Source organism: Kitasatospora sp. NPDC057692 (assembly GCF_042799475.1).
GTDB lineage: Bacteria > Actinomycetota > Actinomycetes > Streptomycetales > Streptomycetaceae > Kitasatospora.
Map to the genome: position 1 here is coordinate 17709 of NZ_JBHVIV010000007.1, position 23147 is coordinate 40855.

Annotated in this window: 19 protein-coding genes; 9 read left to right on the forward strand and 10 right to left on the reverse strand. The window is 76.3% G+C overall.

The window, feature by feature from the left end; translation table 11 throughout:
• Positions 1-108: 108 nt before the first annotated feature.
• A complete protein-coding gene (locus ACFVFS_RS06200) occupies positions 109-1590 on the forward strand; it encodes a hypothetical protein (RefSeq protein WP_380620696.1) in 1482 nt (493 codons plus the stop codon).
• The gene (locus tag ACFVFS_RS06205; RefSeq protein ID WP_380620698.1) at positions 1574-7213 is read left to right on the forward strand and encodes a hypothetical protein; all 5640 of its coding nucleotides are present in this window, start codon (positions 1574-1576) and stop codon (positions 7211-7213) included. Before ACFVFS_RS06200 ends, ACFVFS_RS06205 begins: the two co-directional genes overlap by 17 nt.
• 213 nt (positions 7214-7426) lie before the next feature.
• On the opposite strand, the gene ACFVFS_RS06210 is transcribed toward ACFVFS_RS06205, so the two are convergent.
• Positions 7427-7717, reverse strand: coding sequence for a hypothetical protein (locus ACFVFS_RS06210; protein ID WP_380620700.1), 291 nt, complete (start codon positions 7715-7717; stop codon positions 7427-7429).
• 200 nt (positions 7718-7917) lie between these two features.
• Complete coding sequence (locus tag ACFVFS_RS06215) at positions 7918-8205, reverse strand: YciI family protein (protein ID WP_380620702.1); 288 nt, start codon at positions 8203-8205, stop codon at positions 7918-7920.
• Between the two features lie 196 nt (positions 8206-8401).
• Here ACFVFS_RS06215 and ACFVFS_RS06220 point away from each other — a divergent pair, with 196 nt between their 5' ends.
• On the forward strand, positions 8402-8920 hold the full coding sequence (locus tag ACFVFS_RS06220) for a hypothetical protein (protein ID WP_380620704.1): 519 nt from the start codon (positions 8402-8404) through the stop codon (positions 8918-8920).
• 36 nt (positions 8921-8956) lie between these two features.
• Here ACFVFS_RS06220 and ACFVFS_RS06225 read toward each other — a convergent pair whose 3' ends face one another.
• The 3 genes from ACFVFS_RS06225 to ACFVFS_RS06235 form a co-directional block, all read right to left on the reverse strand.
• Positions 8957-9253 (reverse strand): hypothetical protein, encoded by a 297-nt coding sequence (locus ACFVFS_RS06225; RefSeq protein WP_380620706.1) that lies wholly within the window; start codon positions 9251-9253, stop codon positions 8957-8959.
• Positions 9223-9570: a hypothetical protein gene (locus ACFVFS_RS06230; protein ID WP_380620708.1), complete on the reverse strand. Its 348-nt coding sequence runs from the start codon at positions 9568-9570 to the stop codon at positions 9223-9225. The genes ACFVFS_RS06225 and ACFVFS_RS06230 overlap by 31 nt, the downstream gene beginning before the upstream one ends.
• 188 nt (positions 9571-9758) lie before the next feature.
• A complete protein-coding gene (locus ACFVFS_RS06235; protein WP_380620710.1) occupies positions 9759-10013 on the reverse strand; it encodes a hypothetical protein in 255 nt (84 codons plus the stop codon).
• A 378-nt stretch (positions 10014-10391) separates the two neighbouring features.
• On the opposite strand from ACFVFS_RS06235, the gene ACFVFS_RS06240 reads away from it, so the two are divergent.
• Positions 10392-10556, forward strand: a complete 165-nt coding sequence (locus ACFVFS_RS06240; RefSeq protein WP_380620712.1) for a hypothetical protein — start codon at positions 10392-10394, stop codon at positions 10554-10556.
• 38 nt (positions 10557-10594) lie between these two features.
• Here ACFVFS_RS06240 and ACFVFS_RS06245 read toward each other — a convergent pair whose 3' ends face one another.
• The 3 genes from ACFVFS_RS06245 to ACFVFS_RS06255 all read right to left on the reverse strand — a co-directional run bounded on the left by ACFVFS_RS06245 (position 10595) and on the right by ACFVFS_RS06255 (position 14363).
• A complete protein-coding gene (locus tag ACFVFS_RS06245; protein WP_380620714.1) occupies positions 10595-10990 on the reverse strand; it encodes a hypothetical protein in 396 nt (131 codons plus the stop codon).
• Between the two features lie 340 nt (positions 10991-11330).
• Positions 11331-12395, reverse strand: coding sequence for a substrate-binding domain-containing protein (locus ACFVFS_RS06250; RefSeq protein ID WP_380620716.1), 1065 nt, complete (start codon positions 12393-12395; stop codon positions 11331-11333).
• Between the two features lie 168 nt (positions 12396-12563).
• Positions 12564-14363, reverse strand: a complete 1800-nt coding sequence (locus ACFVFS_RS06255; protein WP_380620718.1) for a beta-galactosidase family protein — start codon at positions 14361-14363, stop codon at positions 12564-12566.
• 261 nt (positions 14364-14624) lie between these two features.
• Between ACFVFS_RS06255 and ACFVFS_RS06260 the strand changes: the two genes are divergently transcribed.
• Positions 14625-15740 carry a substrate-binding domain-containing protein gene (locus ACFVFS_RS06260; RefSeq protein WP_380620720.1) on the forward strand — a complete coding sequence of 372 codons (1116 nt, stop codon included), beginning with the start codon at positions 14625-14627 and terminating at the stop codon, positions 15738-15740.
• 37 nt (positions 15741-15777) lie between these two features.
• On the opposite strand, the gene ACFVFS_RS06265 is transcribed toward ACFVFS_RS06260, so the two are convergent.
• Positions 15778-16560 (reverse strand): sugar phosphate isomerase/epimerase family protein, encoded by a 783-nt coding sequence (locus ACFVFS_RS06265; RefSeq protein ID WP_380620722.1) that lies wholly within the window; start codon positions 16558-16560, stop codon positions 15778-15780.
• A 6-nt stretch (positions 16561-16566) separates the two neighbouring features.
• Positions 16567-18498, reverse strand: a complete 1932-nt coding sequence (locus ACFVFS_RS06270; RefSeq protein ID WP_380620724.1) for a DUF2264 domain-containing protein — start codon at positions 18496-18498, stop codon at positions 16567-16569.
• Positions 18499-18823: 325 nt separating this feature from the next.
• Between ACFVFS_RS06270 and ACFVFS_RS06275 the strand changes: the two genes are divergently transcribed.
• The 4 genes from ACFVFS_RS06275 (at position 18824) to ACFVFS_RS06290 (ending at position 23119) form a co-directional block, all read left to right on the forward strand.
• Positions 18824-20176, forward strand: a complete 1353-nt coding sequence (locus tag ACFVFS_RS06275) for an ABC transporter substrate-binding protein (RefSeq protein ID WP_380620726.1) — start codon at positions 18824-18826, stop codon at positions 20174-20176.
• Positions 20173-21114, forward strand: coding sequence for a carbohydrate ABC transporter permease (locus ACFVFS_RS06280; RefSeq protein WP_380620728.1), 942 nt, complete (start codon positions 20173-20175; stop codon positions 21112-21114). Before ACFVFS_RS06275 ends, ACFVFS_RS06280 begins: the two co-directional genes overlap by 4 nt.
• Positions 21111-22016, forward strand: a complete 906-nt coding sequence (locus ACFVFS_RS06285) for a carbohydrate ABC transporter permease (RefSeq protein ID WP_380620730.1) — start codon at positions 21111-21113, stop codon at positions 22014-22016. The genes ACFVFS_RS06280 and ACFVFS_RS06285 overlap by 4 nt, the downstream gene beginning before the upstream one ends.
• Positions 22017-22138: 122 nt before the next feature.
• Positions 22139-23119, forward strand: coding sequence for a hydroxyacid dehydrogenase (locus ACFVFS_RS06290; RefSeq protein WP_380620965.1), 981 nt, complete (start codon positions 22139-22141; stop codon positions 23117-23119).
• The last annotated feature ends 28 nt before the right edge of the window (positions 23120-23147 follow it).

Genomic DNA, 23147 nt, shown 5'->3' on the forward strand with positions numbered 1-23147 from the left:
GCGCCCTCGGCGGTCCGGCGTTCGTCGCAGATCCGCTCAACGAGCCACAGCCGTACCGCGGTCGGGGATACTGGGCGGCCGGGAAGGCATTGGGGAGGGGGCCGGGACATGCCGGATCGTCAACACCTGGTGATGGTCGTGCCGGGCATCGGGGGCAGTCTGCTCGCGAGGAAGGGGGCGCCGGAGCGTCCGATCTGGTCGGCGGCCGTGCGCGACCTCACACTGCTGCACCGGCCGCAGGCGCTCAGCGTGGACGTGAACCCCCGGCTGGTGCCGGTGGGGCTGGTCCCGACGCGCAAGGCGGTGCCGTTCTGGACGCCGGTGCACGGCTACGACGGACTGCTGACGCGCCTGGGCGCGCTGCCGGGGGCGGTGCTGGACGACGGCACGCCGGGCGGGCGCACCACCGCGGCGACCGTCGTCGGTTTCGGCTACGACTTCCGCCTGGGCGTGCGCGACGCCGCCGAGCGGTTCGGGGACGCCGTCGACGAACGGCTCGCCGCGCTCTGGCCCGATCGCGGGACGCACGAGAAGCGATTGATCATCGTGGCGCATTCGCTCGGCGGGCTCGTCGCCCGCTACTGGCTGGCGCAGTCGAAGACGAACTGGAGCCGCTGCCGGGCCCTGCTGACCCTCGGGACCCCGCACGCGGGTGCCCCGAAGGCGCTGGACGTGCTCGTCAACGGGCTTCCGCTGCTGGGCGGCCACGTCCTGCGCAAGCGGCTGGGCCCGGTGCTCGGCACCTGGACGTCGATGGCCGACCTGCTGCCCGCCTACGCCGCCGTCCGGGCCGTGGGCCCCGCCGTCCGGGCCGCCGGCCCCGCGCGCGCCGGACAGGACGGCGGCCCGGCGTGGCTGTGGCCCGACGAGCTGCCCGTCCCCGGCCTCGCCGAACCCGCCGCGCGCGCACGCCGACTCCACCGGGGCATCGCCGACGGCTGGCGCGGCATCCCCCGGGACGGCCCGCAGGTCCTCGCCCGGATCGGCTACGGGCACCGCACCGTGCGCTCCGCCTCCTGGGACGGCACCCGCCTGCGGGCGTCCCGCGACGCCCCGGACAACGTCGACTTCGGCGCCTGGCGCGAAGACCTCGGCGACGGCACCGTCCCCGCCTTCAGCGGGCAGCCGTCCGAGCACCGCGGCCAGTACGAGAGCGGCCTGTTGGTCGCCGAGCGGCACGGCACCATCGCCGGCCTCGCCGAGACCGCCGACTGGATCCAGGGGCTGGAGGAGCGGCCCCGGGAGCTGCCGATCCGCGGCGAGGAGCGGCCCGTCGTGCTCGGCCTCGACCTCGACGACCTCCAGCTCACCGGGGCGGCGGTCGCGCTGAGCGCCTCCGTCGGCGGAACGGACGCCGATCTTCGCGACGTCCCGGTCTGGGCGACCGTCACCCCGGCGGCCGAGCCCGGCACCCTCCTGCAGGAGGCGCCGCTGGACCTCGACAGCGCCGGCCGCGCCTTCACCGGGGAACTGGACGCCCTCCCGCCGGGGCTGTACGACGTCCGGGTCACCGCCGAGGGCGTCCCGGGCGGCGGGGACCTCGCCAGCCTCGCCACCGTCGAGGTCCTCGACGATGCCGACCTCGACTGACGGCCCGGCGGGGCCGTCCGGGCCGTCCGGACCGCCCGGCTCCACGGTGCACTGGCCCGCCTGGTCGCTGGAGGGCGACCCGGCGGCCCTGGCCCGGTACGTGCTGCCCGACGCCGTCGCCCGGCACCTGCGGCTGCCCGCCGGATCGGACGAGTCGGCCGTCACCCGGCTGCGCACGGTCTGGGCGGAACTCTCCGGCGCCGGCATCCGCTACGCCCACGAGCCGCCCGGCTCCGGCACCGCCGGCCAGCCGATCCGGCCGCCGGCCGAGGTCCTGGTCGCCCCCGGCAACGGCACCTGCCTCGACCTGGCCCTCGTCCTGGCCGCGGCCTGCGGCCACGCCGGACTCCCGGCCGCGGTCGTCATCGTCGAACGCGGGCACCTCGCGCCGCTCCGCCACGCCCTCGTGGTCGTCGCCCTGGCCGGGGCATGGCCGCCCGACTGGACCGGCGCCGACCCGCTGACGAGCGCGCCCCCGGACCTGGACGGCCGCCTCCGGCCGCAACTGAACCGCCCCCGCCCGCTCGCCGCCCTCGACCCGGTCGGCCTGGCCCGGTCCCTGGGCACCGCCCGCACCGCCAACACCGCGCTGACCGTCGACGAGGCCACCGCGTCCGGCCACCGCTACCTCACCTCGGACACCTGGTCCTGGCGGCTCGGGCTACGGGTCGCCGGGCCGGGCGCACCCGTGTCCGAAGGGGAGCGCTACCGGCCGGCCGCCCTGCCCGCCGTCCTGCCCCTCGGCGAGATCCACCGCGAACGGGAAGCGGACGCGGCGCACCCGGACCGCCCGGACGCCTCCGCCCCTGCCTCCGCCCCCGGCGACCCGGACACCGACGGCCCCGCACTGCGCCTGCTGCGCCCCGAGTACCGGCTGACGCCCTTCCAGCCGCGCGACGAGCTGCCCGTCCTCACCGACCTGTGCGAACGCATCGCCCGGGGCGGCAGCACCGGGCTGGTGGTCGTGCACGGCGACGGCGGCTGCGGGAAGACCCGGCTCGCCCTGGAGGTCGCCGCCTGGCTGCGGCAGCGCGGCTGGTACGCGGGGCCCCTGCGCGAGGGCCTGCACCGGGCCGACCCCACCGCCCTCCCCTGGCTCGCCACCGTCACCTCGCCGCTGTGCGTGGTCGTCGACTACGCCGACGCCAGGGTCGAGGAGGTGACGGCACTGCTCAGCGTTCTGCGCGGACGGCAGGGACGGCCCGCCGCCGTCCTGCTCACCTCCCGCTCCGCGTACCAGGAGACCCCGATGGGAACGGAGGAGGCGGACTGGCTGCGCGACGTCCTCGACCGACTGATCACCGACGGCCATCCGCACCTGGTGGAAGGCTTCGCCCTCCCGCTGCGACACCCCCGCGGCGACGACGTCTTCGACGCCACCCTGGAGGCGCTGACCGGCACCGCGCCCCCCGATGCCCCCGACGCCCGCGACATCCGCGGGGGCCCGGCGCCCCGGCCGGAGACCGGCTCGGCCCACTGGTCCACCCTCGACCTCGTCCTGCTCGCCCAGCTGGTCGCGCTCGGCCGCACCGACCTGCCCGCCGATCCCGACCGCCTCTACCGCGAGACCCTCCGGCACGAGCAGCGCTACTGGGCCGCCGTCCACCGCCGCCTCTCCGGGACGACGCCCCGACGCGGTCTGCTGCAGTCCGCGGCGGCCTGTCTGACCCTGCTCGCACCCCCGCCGCAGGCCGCCGCGGCGGCCCTCGCGGCCGTCCCCGAACTGGCCCCGGCGGAAGCCGCGGGCCGGCGCCGGCTGATCGCCGACACCTTCACCGCATGCCTGCGCCCGGCCCCCGGGGAGGGGCTCGCCGTCCGCCCCGACCGGGTCGGCGACCACCTGATGGTGACGGTGCTCCACCGCGACCTGGCCGCCGCCGCCACCGCCGCGGACTCGCTGCTGGAACGCGCCCTGGACCACGCCGGCCCGAGCGGAACCCCCGCGGCCCTCGGCCGGCTCAACCGAGCCGGCCAGAACGGCCCGCTGCGCAGCGCCGGCCTCATCGAGACGGCGGTCGTCGCGGAGCCGGGGCGGTGGCGGGCGGTCCTCGACCTGGCCGCGAGCGAGCGCGGACCGGCCGCCGCGGCCCTGGAGAACCTGGTCGAGCAGCCCGACGGCCCCCTGCCGCTGGCGGAGCTGACCGACGCCCTTCCCCCGATCAGGCTGGGCCTGGTCACCCTGGCCCGGAAGGCGGCGGCCCGCCGCCTCACCGAGGCCGGAAGCGCCGACACCGCCCCGGCCGACCGCGCCCGCCTGCTGGCCGAGCTCAGCCAGCGGCGCGCCGACGAGGGCGACCTGACCGGCTCGCTGGCCGCCATGACGGAGGCCGTCGCCCTCCTGCGCGCGCTGGTGCGGGCCGAACCGGCGGCGCACCTGTCCGACCTCGCCCAGGCCCTCAACGACCAGGCGGTCCGGCGGGCGCAGACCGGCGACCGCGAGGGCGCCGTGGCGGCGGCCACCGAAGCCGTCGCCTGCTTCCACGACGCCACGGCCCCGCTCCTCGATCCCCGCACCCGCTCGTACGCCGGTGCGCTCAACAACCTCGCCGCCTGGCTCTCCGAGGTCGGGCGGGACGCGGAGGCGGCGGACACCATCGCCGAATCCGTCGCCCTGCGGCGCCGGATGTTCGCCGCCGACGCGGACGAGTACCGTCCGGACCTCGCCCAGGCGCTCGGCAACCTCGCCATCGCCCAGGCCGACACCGGCCGCCTCCCGCAGGCCCTGGACGCGGCGCAGGAGTCCGCCGAGCACTACCGGCTGCTCGCCGCGCGGGAGCCCGCGGCCTTCGCCCCGGACTGGGCCGACGCCCTCGGCAACCTCGGTGTCGTCCGGGCCGCCCTCGACGATCCCGCGGGCGCGCTCGCGGCCGGCGAGGACGCGGTCGCCGTGCGCCGGCAGTTCACCGCCGAGAACCTGCCGGGTCTCGGCGCAGGGCTGGCCGGGGCCCTGCAGAACCTCTCGAACCGGCGCCGGCGCACGGGCGACGACCGGGGCGCGGTGGACGCGGCCGAGGAGGCCCTGCGGATCCTGCGGTCGCTGGCCGTCGCGGAGCCGACCGCCCACGCCGCGGACCTGGCGGGCGTCCTGCTCACCCTCGCCCACGCCCGCAGCACGGCGGGCGACGCCTCGGCCTCACTGGCCGCCGCCACCGAAGCGGCCCGGCGCTACGCGGATCTGGCGGCCGACCTGCCGGACCGGTTCGCCCGGGACCACGCCGCCGCCCTGATCGCCGTCGCCACCGCCGCAGCCGAGGAGGGCGACCTCCGCTCGGCGGCGCGCGCCGCGGCCGAGGCCGTCGACCTCCTGACCCCCCGGGCCGAAGCCGCACCGCAGCGGTACGGCGGCGACCTGGCCGACGCCCACCTGGTCCTGTCCCAGGTCCGCTCCGCGGCGCACGACCCCGACGGCGCGGCGCGCGCCGTACACCGGGCGGTGCGGCTGCTGCGGGCCGCCGCCGGGGCCGGGCGGCCGGGCGCGCAGGAGGACCTCGCCCTGGCCCTGCGCCGGCTGGCCACCGTCCGGGCCGAGCAGGACGACCTCGCCGCGGCCCTGGCGGCGGCCCACGAGAGCTGCGAGCTCCACCGGGCCCTCGCGGCGACCGACCCCGCCGTCCACCGCGAGAGCCTCGCCGACGGCCTCGCCGTCCTCGCCCTCCTCCGGGACCGGGCGGGCGACCGCACCGGTGCGATCGACCTGCGGACAGAGGCGGTGCGACTGCTGCGACAGGCCCCGGTCACCGAGCCGGCCGTACGGTCCCGGCTGGCGGCAGCGCTCCACGAGCTGGCCCGGGAGCAGCTGGAGCGCGGGAACACCGACGCGGCCGCCGGGCCGCTCGCCGAAGCGCTGCAGCTGTGGGAGGAGGAGGCGGCCCACCAGCCGGACCGCCGTGCCGACCTCGGGACCGCGCTCACCACCCTGGCCCGCCTGCGCCTGGCCCTGGACGATGCGCGGGGCGCGCAGGAGGCCGCCGCCCGGGCCGTCGCCGCGCACCGGCCGCCGGCGGGGCAGGCCGGGAGGGTGGACCTGTTCGGACTCACCGACGCCTTCGGCGTCCTCGCCGACTGCGAGGCCCGCACCGGCGCGTGGACCGAGGCCGGCGCGAGCGCCGCCGAGGCCGTCCACCTGCTGCGCCAGGCGCTCGCCGCCGGACACCCGGCGGCGGCCGCCCACCTCGCCGAGGCCCTGAACACCGCCGCGTCGGTCCACGCCGCCCTGGGAGACCCGGCATCCGCCCGCGCCGCGATCGGGGAGGCCCTCACCCTGGTCCGCGGCCGCGCCGCCCACGGCGATCCCGAACGGCTCGCGGCCCTCGCCCGCTACCTGCACCAGGCGGGCCGGTGGAGTCTGGCGGCCGATGACCGGCGCGCGACCGCCCGGCACACGGCCGCCTCGGTCCGGCTCCACCGCCGACTGGCCGCCGTCGATCCGCTGCGCGCCCTGCCCGGTCTCACCCGCTCGACCGCCGCGCTCACCGACGCCACCGCCCGCCGCGTCCGGCTGCCCGGCCCGCGGCCGGTGCACCGTCTGACGGCCCGCCTGGCGGACGGCGTCGCCGCCCTGAGCTGGGCACGCAGCGCGCGGGCCGTGCGGCCGCCCGCGGCCCGCGCGTACGTCCTCGCCGCGAGCGCCCGCTGGTACGCCGAGCACGGGTCACCCCGGGCCGCCACCGCGCTGCGCGCCGCCGCCGGGTCTCTACGCGGCGACGACGGCGACGCCGCGACGGCCGCCTGTGTCCGCCGCGAGGTCCGGGCCGTCGCCCTCGCCCTGCGGCCACCGCCCGAGGGGCTGCCCGACTGGGCGCTCGCACCCGTCCGCGCGGCGGACGACGCCCTGATCGACGCCCTGCTGGCCGCGGAGGACTGGCCGCAGACCCGAACCGCCCTGCTCGCCGACCCCGCCACCGCCCAGGGCGACACCTGGGCCGCGAGCCTGCGCGTCCGGGCGGCCCTCGATCCCGGCCGCACCCGCCACGACGCGGTCGCCGCCCTCCTCTCCCGGATCCGCGACGACGGGCTGCCCGACACCCTCGCCGCCCTCGACGAGGAGCACGAGCGCACTGTCCTGCTCGACACCTGGCTGGCCGCGCCCACCTGGGACGCCTCGTTCGCCCACCTCGCCCGCCACAGCGACCGGTTGACCGCACCGGCGACCCGCGACGCACTCGCCCGCCGCACCGGTGACCCCGCCGCCCGCCGCCACCTCGCGGTCCTGCGCCTCCTGGCGGCCGGCCACCCCCCGGACCGGGTACGGCGGCTGACGTCCGGCCGGGCCCACGCCGCGACCACGGCACTTTCCGCCGTCGAGGACGGCGACACCGACACCGTGCGCAACCTCGCGGACCTGCACCCCGCGCTCCTGGAGGCCCCTGACACCGGCCCGCTGCTGCGGCTCGTCCTGGACACCAAGGCCGGCCGGTCCACCGAGGCGCTCGCCCTCGCCCGCCGCCTCGCCGCGGACACGCCCGCGCTCCGGCACCGCGCCGCCCTCGTCCGCCTGCGCCGGTACGCCGCCGCCGACCCGCGACGGCTCGAACGGCACACCGCTCTCGGCGAGGTCCTGACCGTCCTTGAGGAGCCGACCGGAAGACCGTCCCCGGGATCCGCGCGGCCCGCGGCCCCCTGAGCCCCCCGAGCCGGGTCGGCGGGGCGGCTCTGCGTCAGCCCGCCGGTCACAGACGTGCGGCCGGTGCGCCCTCACGGCCTTGCCCAGCGGGGCGTCCTTCACCTTCGAGATCGCCTGAGGAGGGGAGCCGGTCCTGAACGTCGCCGGCCTGCCGGGCGCCCATGACTGCCCGGCCCCGACTCCTCGGACGGCACCCTGGCGAGGTCCCGGGGGCTACTCCCCCGCGGCCCGGACCAGGAGCCGGAGCTCCCCGCGATCCGTGGGCAGGCCCGCTGTGCGCAGCCAGGCGTCCCGGTTGGCGATCGGGCCCCAGCACGAGTCCTTCTCCACCAGGGCCGCCAGGAAGGCGCTCTGTGCGCGGGTCAGGGCGGCCCCCTCCGGGTGGGGCTCGGGGAAGGCGAAGGCGAGCAGCGGTCCCCAGTCCAGGTCGACGGTGTGCTGGCCGCACAGGAGCACCGCGAACGGATCCGGGTCCGCCGTGGCGAGGATTTCGTGTGAGGACATGACCGCATCCTCCACCCCACCTCGGACAATCCCTCCGGTACGAGGACGGCATGACGCGGCTTCCTGGCCCGGCCCGGACCGCGTGGTTGCCGGGTCGTCCGGTGCGGGCGCGACGTGCCGTCACGCCGGCGCAGCGGCGTGACGGCCACTCGATGGCTTCCTCGGCCGGCAGGGCGTCCATGGTCACCGAGCGGTCCCGGTCAGGGGAGGAGGAACTTCAGTCGGTCGTCGGCCATGCCCGGAGCGATCTCGATGATCTCCGCGCGGACGACGTCCTGGGCGACGAACGGATCGGCCTTCACGCGCTCCTCCAGTGCTTCCTTCGAGCCGCCGTGGGCGAGGACCGCGCCGCCGAGGCCCGGCTCGATGCTGCCGACCAGCAGGAACACGCCCTCGTTCAGACCCTGCTCGATCCACTGCTGATGGCCGTCCATGTACTGGTCGGCGGCGGCCTTGTTGGCGGAGAAGCGCAACAGCACGACGAACATCGGGTTCCTCTCGGGTCGTGGCGCAGGTGCCCGCCAGGGCGGCGACGCCCTGGCAGCACCGGGCCGGATTGGGACGACCGTCCTATTCGAATCCTAGGACACCCGTCCTATGCCGTGTCAACGAGGGGCGGCGAACCGGGTCGAGGCTCTTCCGGCCGTTGTGGCAGGCTTCCAGCAGCTGAGAGGGGTGATGGTGATGTCGAGCGACGCGGTGCCGACGGCCACGGATGCGGAGTGGGACCCGGACGAGCACGTGCGGTTCGCCCGCTACCGGAGGGCGTTCGACGAGGTGGCCCCGGCGGAGGCGGCGGCCCTTGTCGCCCGGGTGCTCACCGATCCCGACCGGGGGATGGCGAACAGTGCCGTCTGCGAGTACCTCGGCAGGCGGGCCGCCGAACTGCTCGCGGACCCCGGCTATCCCGCCTGGTGCCGGGAGATGACGGGCGCCGTCGCGGCGGACGACTTCTCCGCACGGCGCCTCACCGAGTGGACCCTGCTGCGGGCGATGACCCTGGACGAGCCGTGGGACACCGAGAGCCTGCTCGCGGCCTCCAACTGGCTCCAGCTCCACAGCGCCGAGGAGTCCTCGGCCCCGGCCGTTCTGGACGTCCTGGCCGAGGGCGGCCGCACCCGCCGCATCCGCAACACCGCCAAGTCCCGGCTGTCCGCCCTTCAGCGATCCGTGCGGTCCATGCGGGCCGGATCGGGACACTGAGCGGTCGGACAGCGGGCGAGGGGCAGCGGCGGCCGGTCAGGAGGTGGACCGTGCGGGGTCGCGGCGGCCCAGCACGTCCGCGGCGGGCCACTGCTCGCGCAGGATCCGGGCGAGGAACGGGTGTTCGGAGCCCAGCACCTCGCTGGGGGTGATCCTGCCGTTCGCCCCGATCCGCTGCCCGCCGAGCCGGACGGGGGCCTCGATCAGTTCCCCGCCCCACGGCGCGACGGCGTTGCAGAGCCGGCCCTCGAAGCGGTGGCCGTCCAAGGTGCGGTCGTGGACCCGGCGGACGTAGTCGTCGATCACCTCGGCCGGGAGCCGCACCCAGACCATGTGGACGACGGTACGGCCGCGTCGCGCGGGGACGTGACCACCACGGCGCAGTCCACGAAGCAGGGCACGTCGGGCTGCTCGCCGACGTCCGGAACGGCGATCAGGTCGTAGTGCCGCTCGTCCCCGTGCCCGGCCGGGCCGACGCCGACGGCCCAGCCCTGCGGGCTCAGCAGCGAGTTGCCCTTGAGTTCAGCGCCCTCCGTGCAGCCGGGGTGGATCTCCTCCAGGGCGTCGCGCACCAGGGCCAGGAAGGCGAGGTCCGGGAGCCGGCCCTCGGAGGGCCCGGTGGCATGCGGGTCACGGTGCGTCCAGGACATACGGGTGATCATACGGACGCCGCGCCGGGCCCTCGACCGGCGCGTCCGCGCACGCCGTGGGCGGCGGCACCGCGGCGCGGCGTTCCCGTGCGGCGCGGTCGGTGTCCGCGCCGAGGACGGGGCCCGGCCGATCGCGACCGGGCCCCCGGGTCCTGACCGCCCGTCGGTGCGCCGGGCGAGCGCCGGGTTCAGCTCACACAGGTGATGATGACCTGCCAGTAGCCGGGCGCGATCACCTCGTTCTCCTGGCTGCACTGGTCGTTGGTGTACCCCGCGGCGTGGGCGGCGGCCCAGGCCCGGGGAGCGGCGATGCCGGGGTTGGGGCCGTAGGCCTTGAAGTACCTGATCGTGGCGGCCGACGCGCTGGTGGCGGTTCCGGCGAGGCCGAGCAGGGCCGCGGTCGTGAGGGTCACGGCGGCGAGGCGGCGAGGGAGCGAACCCATGGCTGTTCTCCACTTTCTCTGGTGGATCGCGAGGGATTCCGGCATGTGCAGGGTCACTGCAAGCAGGGACTGTAGCAACTGATGTGACTGGACGACAGATGCATGACAGGTGACGTCGATCAGGGTTGCCGGGTGTGCCTGATCCCCCGTCCGCGCGGGAACACTCCCGGTGGCCGGTACGGTCCGGGCCCGGTCCGGGCGTTCTCCGCCACGGGTGGACGCGGGGATGGGACACTTCCGGCCACGGGGGTTGCGTCCGTGGAACGCTGACGAGGGGGCGGAGTCGGTGAGGTTCGCGGCACCGATGAACCCGGAGGCCGCGGGCAGGCCCGCGCGTACGGGTGGCGGGCTCGGCGCCGGCCCGGACAAGGTCCTGCGATGACGCCGCCCGCGTGGCCCTGGCGGAGGAGGCCCGCCGCGCGGGACGGACGCGACGGCGGCCCTCTGGACGACTCCGGCGACCACGGCGGCGACGGTGTCGGGTCCGGCCTGCACGGCACCGCGGACGCCGAGGAGGCCGTGCGCGGATTCCTCGGCCGGTGAACCCCGGTCGGGTGGCGCGGCCGGTGGGCGGCGGGGTGTCAGGGGCCTGAGGTGAAGGCCGCGTCGACGGTCAGCAGTGTGAGGGCGCCGGCCTCGGCCGCGGGGCGGAGGTCGAAGACGTCGGTGAACGGTCCGGTCACCAGCAGCAGGGCGCCGTGCGCGCGCAGCGCGCGCCACCACTCGCGGCCGGCCGTGACCCGGGCGTCGAACCAGGGCTGACCGGCCGGGCGGCGCACCGTCAGGCGCGGCGGGGCCGCGGCCGCGGACCAGCCGGGCGCGGGGCCGTCCTCCAGCCCGCCCGCCTGCCGCGACCAGCCCTCCCCCGCGACCGCCGGGCCGGCCGCCCAGGCCGGCACCACCAGGGCCGGACGCCGGTCGGGCAGCAGCTCCGGCCACGCCCTGCCGGCAAGCCCCGCACCGGCGATGATCTCCATGACCCGTCCCCCGCTCCCTGCCCCTTCCCCGGCACACCCCCGCCCCGGGCACGGCCCATCATCCCGCATTCCCGTGGGCCCCACTGACACGTCCGGCCCGCACGGCCGCGCGGGTCGGTACTCGCCGTCGTCATCGTGCGCGCCGTCGCGATCGACGGCGGCGTACGACGTTCCCTTGCGCGGCCCGACGCCGCCGACGGGTTCCGCCGACGCGCCACGGACGCCGCCGTCGCGGAATGGGCGGCGCGCCGGCCGGAGGGCGGTGCACGGTGAACCCGTCGGCGGCGGCCGGGCGGCGGCGGGCCGTGCTCCCGGCGTGACGCCGCCCTGCACGGGGCGGTCAGGCTCCGGAGGACTCGCGGACCGTCAGGTCCGGCAGGAGGTCCAGGTGGTGGACGGGCAGGGCGGGTCCGGTGGCGGCCAGCCGGCGGACCAGGAGGTCCACGGCGGCGGCGCCGACGGCGCGTTTGGGCGGGGCCACGGCGGTCAGCGGCGGGGCGCCGAGGGCGGCGAACACGTCGTCGTAGGTGACCAGCGCGAGGTCCTCGGGGATCCGTACGCCGCGGGCGCGCAGCAGTGGCAGCAGTTGCAGGGCGTCCTGGTCGTTGTGCACCAGGGCGGCGCCGACGCCGTCGGCGACCGCCTCGGCGAGTTGGGCGGCGACGGCGTCGACGCCGGCGGCCGGGGTGCGGACGTCGATGACGGGTTCGGCGGGCAGGTCGAGGGTGCGGCAGGCCTCGGTGTAGCCCAGGCGGACCTGGTGGGCCGTCCAGGTGTCGGTGCGGGCCGCCAGGGCCACCCGGCGGTGGCCGAGGCCGGTGAGGTGGCGCAGGGCGAGCAGGACGCCGTGGCGGTGGTCGGAGCCGACCGCGTCCAGGGCTTCGGCGGGGCTGCCGGGGACCGGTCGGCGCTCCAGCAGGACGGCGGGGACGGGGAGTTCGGCCGTCCAGGCGTGGTCCTCGGGGCGGTCGGCGGCGGTCCAGTTCGGGGCGAGCAGCAGGCCCTGGACGCCGGAGGCGAGGAGCTGGTCGACCTGCACGCGGTCGGCGCTGGCCTCGTAGGAGGAGATGCCGAGGACCAGGTGGACGCCGGCCTCGGCGGCGGCGGTGCGCGCGCCGGCGATCACCTCGTCGAAGTACTGCACCACGGCGGGGACGAGCAGGCCCAGGGTGGGGGCCTCGGCGGGGCGCGGCGGCACGGGGGCGGGGGCGTCCGCGGGGCCGCCGAAGGAGACGGAGCCGTGGGTGCGGCGGAGCAGGCCGGCGTCGGCGAGGGTCGCGACGTCCCGGCGGACGGTGACGGCGGGCAGGCCGAGCCGCTCGGCGAGGTCCACCACCCGGACGGTGCCCAGGCCGCGCACCGTGTCGAGGATGCGGGCGCGGCGATCGTCCGCCGGGATCGGCATGGCACTCCCTGTCGGTGGGCCGGTCTGTCGGTGGCCGGTCTGTTCGGTGAGCAGGTCTGTCGAAGTGGACAGGAACCTACCACCCGGTCACCGGGCGGACTTACGGCCGGTGCGGGATCCCCGCGGGCACGGGCCGGAGGCCGGCGCGCGCCCGCGGGGCGGGAGGGGTCAGGAGCCGTACCGCTCCTCGGGGACGACGGGGCCGAGGTCGGGGCCCTCGACCAGTTCGACGCGGTCGCCCGGGCGGTGGAGTTCGAGGACCAGCAGCTCGTTGGCACCGGCCCGCCAGAGCGGCGCGGGGGCGTAGAGGGTGCGCTGCGGGCCGCGGTCCCAGTAGCGGCCGAGCGCGAAGCCGTTCAGCCAGACCATGCCCTTGGTGAAGCCGGGCAGGGCGAGGAAGCCGTCGGCGGGGGTGTCGACGGTCAGTTCGGCTCGGTGGAAGGCGGGCCCGTCGGCGGTGGAGGGCGCGCCGAGGGCGAGGGCCGTCGGGTCGTCGAGGGGCAGCGGGCGCACCTCCCAGCCGAACTGGTACTGCCGGTCGACCCGGACGCCGCCGGTGATGCCCTTGGGATCGTGCAGCAGCGGGCCGTAGTTGATCCGGCCGAGGTTCTCGACGAGCAGGTCGAGGACGGCGCCGCCCTCGGGCACCCGCAGCGGCAGGGCCTGCTCGGGGCGGTTGCGGTCGAGGACGCCGAGGGGTTCGCCGTCGAGGAAGACCTGGGCGCGGTCGGCGAGGCCGTCCACGCGCAGTTCGCCGTGGGCGAGCGGGCCGCGCAGGCGGGTGCGGTAGTGGATGAGGCCGAGGTTCTGGCCGAGCTGCTCCATCGGGCGGGGCTCGGGGAGGTGGTGCGCGGTGGAGAGCTCGCCGAGGGCGCCGTCGGCGCCGAGCAGCGGGCGGCTCGCGGTGACGGGGGCGCTGCGGGGGGCGAGGCGGGCGGGCAGCGGCGGCAGCGGGTGGGGGTTGGGGCCGAGGTGGCGTTCGATCACCTCGCGGAAGAGGTGGAACTTCTCGGTGAGTTCGCCGGCCTCGCCGACCGGGGCGTCGTAGTCGTAGCTGGTGACGTCCGGCTGGTACGCGGTGCCGTCGTGGTTGGCGCCGTTCCACCAACCGAAGTTGGTGCCGCCGTGGCCCATGTACATGTTGACCGAGGCGCCGGCGGCGAGCTGGGCGTCGAGGACCTCGGCGGCGTCCTCGGCGTCGCGCACGTGGTGCGGCGTGCCCCAGTGGTCGAACCAGCCGCACCAGTACTCCATGGTGACCAGCGGGCCGACCGGCTGGTGGCGGCGCAGGCAGGCGAGGGACTCCTCGGGGCGGGAGCCGAAGGTGCCGGTGGTGAGGAGTCCGGGCACCCGGCCGCCGAGCTGGAAGCCGTCCTCGGCGCCGTCGGCGGTGAACAGCAGGACGTCGACGCCGCGGGCGACCAGGGCGTCCCGCAGGTGTTCGAGGTAGGCGGTGTCGTTGCCGTAGCTGCCGTACTCGTTCTCCACGGCGACGGCGACCACCGGGCCGCCGTGCGAGGAGAGCAGCGGGAGCAGCACGGGCACCAGGTGGTCGAACCAGGCGTCCACGGCGGCGAGGAAGGGCGGGTCGAGGCGGCGCAGCCGCATCGCGGGGTCGGCGAGCAGCCAGCCGGGCAGGCCGCCGAACTCCCATTCCGCGCAGATGTAGGGGCCGGGGCGGACGATGACGTCGAGGCCGAGGTCGCCGGCGGCGCGGACGAAGGCGGCGAGGTCGCGGTCGCCGGTGAAGTCGGCGCGGTCGGGGGTGGGCTGGTGGAAGTTCCAGGCGACGTAGGTCTCGACGGTGTTGACGCCCATGGCGCGCAGCCGGGTGAGGCGGTCGGTCCACTGTTCGGGGCGGATGCGGAAGTAGTGGACGGCGGCGGAGACGATCCGGTGCGGACGTCCGTCGCGCAGGAAGGTGTCGCCGTCGGTGGTGAGGGCGGGGTGGGGGGCCTGGTCGGCCATCGGGTCCTCCGCGGGAGGGGAGCGGGAGTGAGGGGGTGTGGGACCTCGGCGGGTCCGGGCGCACGGCTGCGCGGGCGGCTGCGGACGGATCGGCGGCGGCCACCGGGGTCACCCTAGGAGTTTGGTGATCGCACGGTCAATCGATCGGCGATCATCCCCATTATTGATCAATTTTCGATCGAACGATACTCTTCGATCGGAATATCATCGGCTGACCGCTTCCGGACGACGCTTCGGCGGACACGACAGATGGAGGCCAGGATGGCCATCTCGGGGGAAGAGCGCCGCAGGCTGATCGTGTCGGCCGTCGGCGAGCTCGGCGGGCGGGTCCGCCTCACGGAGCTCGCCGACCGGCTGGGCATCCCGGCCGTGACGGTCCGCCGCGACGTCGCCGCGCTCGCCGACGCCGGCCGGCTCTCCCGCTCGCACGGCTTCGTCTCCCTGGAACGCCCCGACGCCGCCGGACCGCCGCTCGCCCCCGGCCCCGGGGAGGGCCGCGCCCTCGGCCTGCTGGTGCCCTCGGTCGGCTCGTACTTCGACGAGGTGATCGCCGGGGCCCGGGCCGCCGCCGCGGCCGCCGGGGCCCGGCTGGTCCTCGGCATCGCCCCGTACGGGGCGGGCGGCGACCGGCTGCAGGCCGAACGCCTGCTGGAGTCCGGCGCGGAGGGCCTGCTGCTGGCCCCGGGGCTGGTCCCCGGCCGGGCCGCCGGGGACTACGCCTGGCTGGACACCCTGCCGGTGCCCGCCGTCCTGGTGGAGCGCCGCTCCGCCACCCCGGACGGCCCCGGGTCCGGGCTGGACACCGTCGCCTCCGACCACCGCCACGGGGTGCTGAGCGCCCTGCGCCACCTGGCAGGGCTCGGCCACGGGAGCGTGCTGCTGGCCGCCCGGGGCGACTCCTGGACGGCCGCCGAAGTGCGGGCCGGGTACCGGGAGGGCACCCGGCTGCTCGGACTGCCCGAGCTGCCGGCGCTGGACACGCTCGGGCCCGGCAACCTGCCGGCCGACCCCGAACCGCTGGTGGCGCGGATCGCCGAGGCCGTGCGGTCCGGGACCCGGGCGGTGCTCGTCCACAACGACCAGGACGCGCTGCGGCTGGCGCCGCTGCTGCGCGCGCACGGCCTGGCGGTGCCCGCCGACGTGGCGCTGGTCGCCTACGACGACGTCTTCGCGGCGCTCGCCGCGCCCCCGCTGACCGCCGTCGCCCCGCCCAAGCGCGCGGTGGGCGCGGCGGCCGTCGACCTGCTGCTGCGCCGGCTGGCGGCCGGCGCCGAGCTGCCGGTGCACCGCACGGCGCTGCTCCCGGTGCTGCACGTGCGCGCCTCCTGCGGGGCCGAGCAGGCGGCGCAACGGCCGGGCGCCGCGCCCCTGGGGTGAGGGGCGCGGCGCCCGCCGGAGGCCTTCGCGTCCGGCCTCAGCCCGGCAGCAGCGCGGACAGGTGCCGCGCCCCGGGGCCCAGCTGCGGCGCGAGGGGCGCGGCGCGCGGGTGCCAGGGGGCCTCGTACTCCCAGGCCGCCCAGGTACCGGGCGGCAGCAGGCGCAGGCAGTCGGCGATCGGCAGCACGCCCGCGCCGAGCGGCAGCGGGGTCAGGTCGTCCGCCGAGGCGACGTCCTTGACCTGCACGTAGCCCAGGTGGGGACCGAGCTCCCGGTGGGTCCGCTCCGGGCTCTCGCCGGCCAGCCAGGTGTGCAGCAGGTCCCACAGCGCGCCGACCGCGGGGTGGTCGACCCGGCGCAGCAGTGGCGCCAGCGCGGCGCCGGAGCGGTGCGAGTCATGGGTCTCGACGAGGATCCGCACGCCGAGGTCCGCCGCCCGCGGGGCGGCCCCGCGCAGGCGGCGGACCGCGCGCTCGTCGGCCTCGGCCGCCGGACCGGGGCCGCCGTGCGGGAAGACCCGCAGGTGGCGGCAGCCGAGGTCGGCGGCCAGCCGCAGGTGGGCGGTCAGCTCGGCGAGCACCGGGGCGTCCGGCCCGGGGGCGGCGACGCCGACGTAGGAGGCGAGGGTCAGCGGGAGCAGGCCGGCCCGGGACAGCAGCCGGCCGGTGCGCCGGCGGTCGTCGGCGTCCAGCCCGAGGCGGACCGGCTGGTCGTCGGCGCAGCGCAGTTCGAGGCCGTGCCAGCCGTGGTCGGCGGCGAGGGCGGCGGCCCGGTCGAGCGGGATGCCGGGCAGGCCGAGGGTGGCGAGGGCGAGGGGCACGGCGGTTCAGTCCTGTTCGGCGGGGTCGACGGTGACCGCGCCGGGTGCCAGCCGGATCCGCAGGCCGGGTGCGCCGGCGGGGCGGACGGTCAGGACGACGGCGCGCGGGTCGCTCCCGTCCGGCCGGACCTGGAGGGTGAGGGCGTCGGCGAGGGCGGCCGGCCGCTCGGCGGCGGTCAGCCGGGCGGCGCAGGCGAACAGGGCGGAGCCGTCGGCGGGCAGTTCCCCGGTGAGCCGGGGCAGCGCCGCCTCGGGGCCGAGGGCGGTGCCGCCGGGGACGCGCGCGCTGTCCGCGGCGGTGAAGCCGTGCAGGGGGTGCAGCTCGGAGGAGAGCCGGCCGTCGGCCCGGACGCCCCCGCCGGGGTGCCGCTCGGCGCGGTTGCCCGCGACCGCCCAGCCGGTCTGGGTGACCGTGGTGCCGGCCGCTCCGCCGGTGACCAGGTGGGCCCGGAGCTCCTCGGCGCCGTGCGCCAGGGTGAGCGAGGTGACGGTGACGCCGGGCAGTTCGCGGCCGTCGGCGCGCGGGTGCCAGCGGGAGGCGGCCCAGCCGGGTCCGGTGCCGAGCGGGTGGACGCGGCCGCGTTCGGTCGGTCCGGCACCGGTCAGCAGGGCGAGGTGGTTGTCGGCGGGTCCCTCGAAGGCCGGCCCGGTGGCGGTGGAGTGGGCGAGCCGCGCGTAGTACGGGTCGTCGGGGCCGACGGCGTCGGCGGGCTGGTCGTCGCTGCCGTGGTTGTGCAGCCGCACCAGGCCGTCGGCGGCGGTGGACTGCACCAGCCAGCCGGGCCCGCGCAGGGCGAGGACGGTGTCGCGTTCCTCGGCGGGTGCGGGGCCCTCGGGCGCCGTCCACACCGGGTGGCCGGGCGGGAGCAGCAGGCCGAGGAAGGCGCTGCCCGCCCAGTACGGGGAGGCGGGGCCGGAGTAGACCTGGACGAGCCGGAGGTCGGGGCCGTGCCAGCCGAGGGTGAGCAGGCCTCGGTCGTCGACGGCGCCGCGGTCGAGGAAGTGGCGCAGGGCGCCGGAGGCGAGGCGGCGGGTGGTGCCGGGGGCGAGCGGGGTGTGGCCGGTGAGGGCCCCGGCCCAGAGCGGGGCGGTGGCGGCGAAGCGGTAGGTGAGCGAGCGGCCCTGGTGGACGGGCGCGCCGTCGGCCCCGAAGGTGTGGGCGTAGCCGGCCAGGTGGGCGGCGAGGCGTTCGCCGTACCGGGCGCGCAGGTCCCGGTCGTCGGCGAGGTGGGCGTGCAGGACGGGGTAGAGGTGCAGGGCCCAGCCGTTGTAGTGGTCGAAGGCGCGGGGGCGGCCGTCGGTGTACCAGCCGTCGCCGAGGTACCAGCGGTCGATGTGCTCCAGCCCGCGGCGGACGGCGGCGCGCGCCTCGGGTTCGGCGATGCCGGCCTCGGCGAGGAAGCCGCCGACGGACAGCGGGAAGAGCCGCCAGTTGTTGTCGTTGGGCGCGCGGTGCAGGGCGTCGGCGAGCCAGCGGCCGACCCGGTCGCGGACGGGTCCGGACAGCCGGTCCCAGAGCCAGGGGCGGGTCAGGCGCAGCGCGAAGGCGATGGAGGCGGCCTCGACCATGGCCTGGCCCCGGTCGGTGATCAGCGGCCAGGACTCGCGGTCGCCGTCGGCGAGGTCGCGTTCTCCGGTGGGGGTGCGGGTGCCGGCGTCGAGTCCGGCGGCGTAGTGCGCCAGCAGGCCGTGCGGATCGGCGCCGCCCGCGCCGGCCACCCGCAGGGCGGCGGGCAGGAAGGTGCGGGCGAAGCCCTCCAGGCCGTCGGAGCGGCGTCCGGAGCGGCTCGGGCGGGGGCCGGGCAGGTCGATCAGCGCCCCGGCGGGACTGGCGTAGGGGCGCACCGCGGTCAGCAGGCCGTCGGCCACCGCCTCCCAGTGGTCCCTGGTCCAGCCCGTGTGCGGGCTGAGGTCGCGGTCCTCCGGGGGCAGGCGCATGAGGGTCCTCCGTGATCGGGTGGTGAGCCGGAATCTAGGCAGCACCTGATCATTCGTCAAGCTGAGGCGATCAAATGAGCGGCTTGATCGGATTGTGATGTTGCCGGCCCAGCGGCCCATTGCCCCGATTTTTCGGCATTTCCGGTGGTCATGAGGGCGGCTTCGAGGGTCCGGGAGGTCGATCAGGTCAGATCATTTGATCCAAATCTCTTGACTCCGATCGCCTACCTGCTCAGGATGACAGCCAATCGCCCCCACCCTCTGCGGGCCCCGGCCGGAGCCACCGTTCCGGGGGCCGCGCACCCTCGTCCTAAGGAGCCCACCGATGCGCTCGACCCCCCTCTCCCGGCGCAGAGCCCTCCGCGCCGCCGCCGCGGCCACCTCGGCCGCGCTCTGCGTCACCCTGCTCGCCGCCTGCGGCAGCAGCGGCGACGGGGCCGCGACCGCCGCCGCGGACGACGGCAAGCCGGTCAGCCTGACCTTCTGGGGCTGGGCGAAGGGCACCAAGGACGTGGTCGCCGCGTTCAACGCGAGCCACCCGAACATCCAGGTCACCTTCGAGGAGATCCCGGCGGGCGCGGCCGGCGGCTACGCCAAGATCTCCAACGCGGTCAAGGCCGGCAACGCCCCCGACGTCTACAACGTCGAGTACCCGCAGCTGCCGGACTTCGTCAGCCAGGGCGCCGTCCAGGACATCAGCAAGCTGGTCGGCGGCGACCTCAAGGCCAAGTACCTGCCGCAGGCCGTCGAGCTCACCTCGCTCGGCGGCCGGACCTGGGCCCTGCCGCTGGACGCCGCCCCCCAGGTCTTCTACTACCGCAAGGACCTCTTCGCCAAGGCCGGCATCACCGTCCCCAAGACCTGGGACGAGTTCCGCACCGCCGCCCAGCAGCTGAAGGCCGCCCAGCCCGACACCCGCATCGCCACCTTCTTCCCCGACGACCCGACCACCTTCGAGGCGATGGCCTGGCAGAACGGCGCCCACTGGTTCAGCGCCGCCGACGAGGCGTGGAAGGCCGACCTGACCGGGCCGGAGACCCGCAAGGTCTCCGAGTACTGGCAGAAGCTGGCCGACGAGGACCTCGTGCGCGTCATGCCGTCCTTCAGCCAGCAGTGGACCGCCTCCCTGCAGAAGGGCGAGACGGCCGGCTACCTCGGCGCCACCTGGGGCGGCGGCGTCCTCAAGTCCACCGTCGGCACCACCCCCGAGGCCAACGGCACCTGGGCGGCCGCGCCGATGCCCAGCTGGGACGGCAGCCCCGCCAGCGGCATGCTCGGCGGCACCACCTTCGCCGTGTCCAAGGACAGCAAGAAGGCCAAGGCCGCCGTCGAGTTCGCCACCTGGGCGACCACCACCGCCGACGGCTTCAAGGCCCGGATCTCCTCCGGCACCTCCTCCGCCTACCCGGCCGCCACCGAGCTGGTGCCGGTCGCCAAGCAGGCCTTCAACACCGACTTCTACGGCGGCCAGGACCTCTACGCCCTGTACGCGGACGCCGCCAAGTCCATCAAGCCGGGCTGGACCTGGGGCCCGGCGATGGGCGTCACCAACGGCACGCTGAAGGACTCCTTCGGCAAGGTCGCCGGCAAGACCGGCACCATCGACGAGTCGCTCACCGCCGCGCAGCAGGCCACCCTCGCCGAGTTCAAGAACCGCGGGCTGAAGGTCGCCCAGTGACCTCCGGCGCCCATCCCGGCCGTACCGCCCGCGCCGCCGGCCGGCGGCGCGGGCGGTACGGGGCACCGGCCGTGCTGCTCGCCCCGTTCCTCCTGCTCTTCACCGCGTGCACGCTGATCCCGATCGGCTACGCGATCCGGCTCAGCCTGTTCACCGAACGCCGCTCCGGCCTCGGCTTCGGCGACGCCGAGACGGTCTTCACCGGGCTCGGCAACTACGCCCGGGCACTGTCGGACGCCGCGTTCCGCGACGGCTTCCTGACCGCCGCCCAGTACTGCCTGATCTACATCCCGCTGATGACCGGCCTGGCGCTCGTCCTGGCCCTGCTGCTGGACTCCACGCTGGCCCGCGCCCGGCGCTTCTTCCAGCTGACGCTGTTCATCCCGCACGCCGTGCCCGGCATCATCGCCGCGCTGCTGTGGATGTACCTCTACACCCCCGGCATCAGCCCCGTGCTGGACGTGCTGGAGTCCCTGGGCACCCAGCCCGACCCGCTCGGCCACCCGCTGCCCGCCGTGGTCAACATGGCGCTCTGGCAGTGGACCGGCTACAACCTGGTCATCTTCTACGCCGCCCTGCAGGCCATCGACCGCTCGGTGCTGGAGGCCGCCGTCGTCGACGGCGCCGGACCGCTGCGCACCGCCCTGAGCATCAAGGTGCCGCTGATCCGGCCCTCGATCGCCATGGTCGGCCTGTTCACCGTCATCGGCTCGCTCCAGCTGTTCACCGAGCCGATGATCCTCTACGGCACCTCGCCGGGCGTCACCTCCTCCTGGACCCCGAACATGTACGCCTACACGGCCGCCTTCGAGCGCCACGACTACGGGCTCGCCGCCTCCGCCTCGGTGCTGCTGGCCCTCGCCGCGGCGGGGCTCTCCTTCGCCGTCACCCGGCTCACCCGGGGCCGCTCCGAACGCCGGCGGGAGGCCGACGCATGACCACCACCGTCACCCGCCCCAGCAGCGCCCCGCCCGACCGGCCGGGCCGCGCGAACCGCCCGCGCCGTCCCTGGACGCTCTCCAAGGCCGCCGTCAACGGCACCCTGGTGCTGGCCACCGTCTACACCCTGTGGCCGCTCGGCTGGCTGCTGACCGCCTCCGCGAAGAACACCGCCGACCTCCTCGGCGGGAACGCCCTGGGCGCCGACAACTTCCAGCTCGGCCGGAACCTGAGCGACCTGGCCTCCACCGGCGACGGCATCTACTTCCGCTGGTACCTCAACTCGCTGCTGTACGCCGGGATCGGCTCCCTGCTGTGCGCGCTGGTGTGCGTCGCGGCCGGCTACGCCTTCCACGTCTACCGCTTCCCCGGCAAGGAGAAGCTGTTCGGCCTGGTGCTGCTGGGCGTGCTGGTTCCCACCACGGCGCTCGCCCTGCCGATGTACCTGCTGGCCTCCGAGCTCGGCATCGTCAACACCTTCTGGTCGGTCTTCATCCCCTCGCTGGTCAACCCCTTCGGCGTCTACCTGGCCCGGGTGTTCTGCGCCGGCTACGTGCCGAACGAGGTCCTGGAGGCCGCCCGGATGGACGGCGCCGGGGAGCTGCGGACCTTCTGGTCGATCGGGCTGCGGATGGTGATGCCCGGCTTCGTCACCGTGCTGCTGTTCCAGTTCACCGCCATCTGGAACAACTTCTTCCTGCCGCTGGTGATGCTCTCCGACAACCGGCTCTTCCCGGTCAGCCTCGGCCTGTTCAGCTGGAACGCCCAGACCAAGGCCTTCCCCGAGTACTACCCGCTGGTCATCACCGGCTCGCTGCTCGCCGTCGTGCCGCTCGTGCTCGCCTTCGTGCTGCTCCAGCGGCACTGGAAGGCCGGCCTGACCGCAGGGAGCGTCAAGTGACCCCGTACCCCTCCGGTGCCGCGACCGGCACCGCCGCCGTGACCGACACCGCCCCTACGCCCGACCGGGAGACCACCGTGCCCGACGGCCGGCCCGCCTGCCGCCCCCGCGCCGTCCTCGCCATGCACCGCGAGCTCGCCGGGCGCCTGATCGACCCGCACACCATGGCCCGGCTCGCCGCGCTGGCCGACCTCGACCCGACGCTCGTCCTGGACGACTTCACCACCCCCGAGGCCCGCGCGGCGCTCGCCGACGCCGAGGTGATCGTCTCCAGCTGGGGCTGCCCGCCGATCGACGAGGAGGTGCTGGCCGCCGCCCCGCAGCTGACCGCCGTCATCCACGCCGCCGGCTCGGTCAAGCACCACGTCACCGAGGCCTGCTGGCGCCGCGGCCTGCAGGTCACCTCCGCGGCCTGGGCCAACGCCCTGCCGGTCGCCGAGTACACCGTCGCCGTCGTACTGCTCGCCAACAAGCGGCTGCTGCCGATCCGCGAGGAGTACCGGCGCCGCCGCGCCCCGCACGACTGGCAGCTGGCGTACGCCACCGCCGGGAACTACCGGCGCACCGTCGGCATCGTCGGCGCCTCCCGGATCGGCCGGCGGGTGATGGAGCTGCTGCGCCCGCACGACCTGGACCTGCTGCTGCACGACCCGTTCGTCGACCCCGCCGAGGCCGCCCGGCTCGGCGCCCGCGCCGTGGACATGGACGAACTCTGCGCGGCCTCCGACGTGGTGAGCGTGCACGCCCCCGAGCTCCCGGCCACCCGGCACCTGATCGACGGACGCCGGCTCGCCCTGATGCGCGACGGCGCCACCCTGGTCAACACCTCGCGCGGCTCCCTGGTCGACCAGGAGGCGCTGGTGCGCGAGGTCGCCTCCGGACGCCTCGACGCCGTCATCGACGTCACCGAGCCCGAGGTGCTGCCCGCCGACTCCCCGCTCTACGAGCTGCCGAACGTCTTCCTCACCCCGCACGTCGCCGGCTCGCTCGGCGGCGAGCTGCACCGGATGGCGGCCGCCGCCGCGGACGAGCTCGCCCGCTACACCGCCGGGCAGCCGTTCGCCCACCCCGTCCTCGCCGAGGACGAACACCGCACCGCGTGATCCACCGCCGCGCCCCTGTGCCGCGCGG

Coding starts and splice junctions, on each gene's coding strand:
- ACFVFS_RS06200 (WP_380620696.1), top strand. CDS start 109: ATGCCGGATCGTCAACACCTGGTGATGGTCGTGCCGGGCATCGGGGGC.
- ACFVFS_RS06245 (WP_380620714.1), bottom strand. CDS start 10,990: ATGGAGATCATCGCCGGTGCGGGGCTTGCCGGCAGGGCGTGGCCGGAG.
- ACFVFS_RS06230 (WP_380620708.1), bottom strand. CDS start 9,570: ATGTCCTGGACGCACCGTGACCCGCATGCCACCGGGCCCTCCGAGGGC.
- ACFVFS_RS06255 (WP_380620718.1), bottom strand. CDS start 14,363: ATGGCCGACCAGGCCCCCCACCCCGCCCTCACCACCGACGGCGACACC.
- ACFVFS_RS06240 (WP_380620712.1), top strand. CDS start 10,392: ATGACGCCGCCCGCGTGGCCCTGGCGGAGGAGGCCCGCCGCGCGGGAC.
- ACFVFS_RS06220 (WP_380620704.1), top strand. CDS start 8,402: ATGTCGAGCGACGCGGTGCCGACGGCCACGGATGCGGAGTGGGACCCG.
- ACFVFS_RS06210 (WP_380620700.1), bottom strand. CDS start 7,717: ATGTCCTCACACGAAATCCTCGCCACGGCGGACCCGGATCCGTTCGCG.
- ACFVFS_RS06285 (WP_380620730.1), top strand. CDS start 21,111: ATGACCACCACCGTCACCCGCCCCAGCAGCGCCCCGCCCGACCGGCCG.
- ACFVFS_RS06205 (WP_380620698.1), top strand. CDS start 1,574: ATGCCGACCTCGACTGACGGCCCGGCGGGGCCGTCCGGGCCGTCCGGA.
- ACFVFS_RS06260 (WP_380620720.1), top strand. CDS start 14,625: ATGGCCATCTCGGGGGAAGAGCGCCGCAGGCTGATCGTGTCGGCCGTC.
- ACFVFS_RS06290 (WP_380620965.1), top strand. CDS start 22,139: ATGCACCGCGAGCTCGCCGGGCGCCTGATCGACCCGCACACCATGGCC.
- ACFVFS_RS06250 (WP_380620716.1), bottom strand. CDS start 12,395: ATGCCGATCCCGGCGGACGATCGCCGCGCCCGCATCCTCGACACGGTG.
- ACFVFS_RS06235 (WP_380620710.1), bottom strand. CDS start 10,013: ATGGGTTCGCTCCCTCGCCGCCTCGCCGCCGTGACCCTCACGACCGCG.
- ACFVFS_RS06275 (WP_380620726.1), top strand. CDS start 18,824: ATGCGCTCGACCCCCCTCTCCCGGCGCAGAGCCCTCCGCGCCGCCGCC.
- ACFVFS_RS06270 (WP_380620724.1), bottom strand. CDS start 18,498: ATGCGCCTGCCCCCGGAGGACCGCGACCTCAGCCCGCACACGGGCTGG.
- ACFVFS_RS06215 (WP_380620702.1), bottom strand. CDS start 8,205: ATGTTCGTCGTGCTGTTGCGCTTCTCCGCCAACAAGGCCGCCGCCGAC.
- ACFVFS_RS06225 (WP_380620706.1), bottom strand. CDS start 9,253: ATGGTCTGGGTGCGGCTCCCGGCCGAGGTGATCGACGACTACGTCCGC.